Below are 1,753 nucleotides of genomic sequence, written 5' to 3' on the forward strand. Positions count from 1 at the left end.
ATGGATCTTTAGCTCAGTTGGTTAGAGCAACCGGCTCATAACCGGTTGGTCCGGGGTTCGAGTCCCTGAAGGTCCACCATATGGGGGTATAGCTCAGTTGGGAGAGCATCTGCCTTGCACGCAGAGGGTCAAGAGTTCGAATCTCTTTATCTCCACCAAAACAGTCCATTAGGGCTGTTTTTTATTGCTAAAAAATAATTTATTTATAATATAATATAACTAAAAAGATAAAAGCTAGTGCCAATTAGAAATTCTTTATTTCTTATGGAACTAGCTTTTAAATATTTTAAAATATATAATAATATTAGGTGTAAGTAAATATTTGTGTTTTTAGTTTTGATTAAATATGAGTGAGGTTCTTTATGTTTTTATATAGAGTAAAACAGTTCTTATGGTATCTTAATGGAAAAATTACAGAAAAAGATTTAAAGTACATAGAATCAAAATTAAATAATAATGAAATAATATTGTTTAGAAAACTAGCTATAAATGAACAAAAGCATTGTATAAATGTGGCAATGGATCTTGAAAAAATTTGTTGTAGTAAAAAGATAAACTCTTATGAATTGATAAAGGTAGCATTATTACATGATATAGGGAAGATAGATGTAAGGTTAAGTATCATAGATAAGTCCATATTAGTAATACTAGACTATTTGTCTAAAGGAAGAATAAGAAAATTTAATAGTATAAATAAAATTAATGTTTATTATAATCATGGTGAAAAAGGTGCTAATATTTTAAAGAAATATGGATATAATGAAAGATTTTTATACCTAATTAGAAATCATCATAATAGTAATATAAAGGAGGATGAAGAATTAAATTTAATTAAATATTGTGATAATAAAAATTAATTAAGTTTAAAAATCCATCTTATGAAATTGAATTTGAAATAAGAAATAATTAATAGAGATATAATAAAATAAGTTGGTGGTGTATTTATGAATTCTGAAGAAAGAAGAAATTATATAAAAAATGCTTTGGAAAAAAAAGAAGAACCTTTAAAAGGTCATATATTAGCAGAAGATCTTGGAGTTACAAGGCAAATAATAGTTAAGGATATAGCCATATTAAGAGCAGCTGGAGTTAGGATTATAGCTACACCTAAAGGTTATATAATATCTAAAGATAAATCTAACAGAATACAAAAGGTTATAGCCTTATATCACAAATCAGAAGATATAGAAGATGAACTTTCAACCATAGTAAAATTTGGTGGGATAATAGAAGATGTGATTATAGAACATAAACTTTATGGAGAAATAAGAGGAGTCCTAATGATTAAGACTCTTTTTGATATTGAAAACTTTGTATCAAAATTAAAAGAATATGAAGCTGAGCCATTATGTATTTTAACTGGGGGAGTTCATCTTCACACAATTAGTGTAGAGGATGAGGAATCATTAAAGAATATATTGTTACAATTAAAAGAAAAGAAATATTTAGTATCTGATTAGTATAAGTATATATATAGTGAAAAATAATCTATAGATGAGTTAGGAGTGAGTTTTTGAAAAAACAAATTATAGTAGTGACAACTGTTTTTCTTATAATACTTGTTTTACTATTCTCAGATAGAATAGTAAATTTTATAATAAACATTGAATGGTATAGAGAAGTAGGCTATTTATCTATATACTTTACAAAACTATTAGCTATATTAAAATTAATGATTCCAATATTTATTATATGTTATTTTATTATTTACCTATACTATAAAGGTATTAGAAAGAGTTTTATAAATATAAAA

The 1,753-nt window shown here is 25.4% G+C and carries 3 protein-coding genes and 2 tRNA genes; all 5 read left to right on the forward strand.

Annotated elements, in window-relative coordinates:
- Window positions 1-2: 2 nt before the first annotated feature.
- Window positions 3-79: transfer RNA gene (locus RH99_RS17920), tRNA-Ile, on the forward strand.
- A 3-nt stretch (window positions 80-82) separates the two neighbouring features.
- Window positions 83-158, forward strand: a tRNA-Ala gene (locus tag RH99_RS17925).
- A gap of 204 nt (window positions 159-362) precedes the next feature.
- Window positions 363-857 carry an HDIG domain-containing metalloprotein gene (locus RH99_RS17930; RefSeq protein WP_010241679.1) on the forward strand — a complete coding sequence of 165 codons (495 nt, stop codon included), beginning with the start codon at window positions 363-365 and terminating at the stop codon, window positions 855-857.
- An 87-nt stretch (window positions 858-944) separates the two neighbouring features.
- Window positions 945-1,460 carry a transcription repressor NadR gene (locus tag RH99_RS17935; protein ID WP_010241680.1) on the forward strand — a complete coding sequence of 172 codons (516 nt, stop codon included), beginning with the start codon at window positions 945-947 and terminating at the stop codon, window positions 1,458-1,460.
- 53 nt (window positions 1,461-1,513) lie between these two features.
- Window positions 1,514-1,753, forward strand: a 240-nt coding sequence (locus tag RH99_RS17940) for a UPF0182 family protein (RefSeq protein ID WP_010241681.1), incomplete at its 3' end; no start/stop codon positions are given.

It is taken from the genome of Clostridium arbusti SL206 (assembly GCF_000246895.1).
Taxonomy (GTDB): Bacteria; Bacillota; Clostridia; order Clostridiales; family Clostridiaceae; genus Clostridium_I; species Clostridium_I arbusti.

Excerpts from the sequence above, each read along its gene's own strand:
- RH99_RS17930 (WP_010241679.1), top strand. The coding sequence starts at position 363 with ATGTTTTTATATAGAGTAAAACAGTTCTTATGGTATCTTAATGGAAAA.
- RH99_RS17935 (WP_010241680.1), top strand. The coding sequence starts at position 945 with ATGAATTCTGAAGAAAGAAGAAATTATATAAAAAATGCTTTGGAAAAA.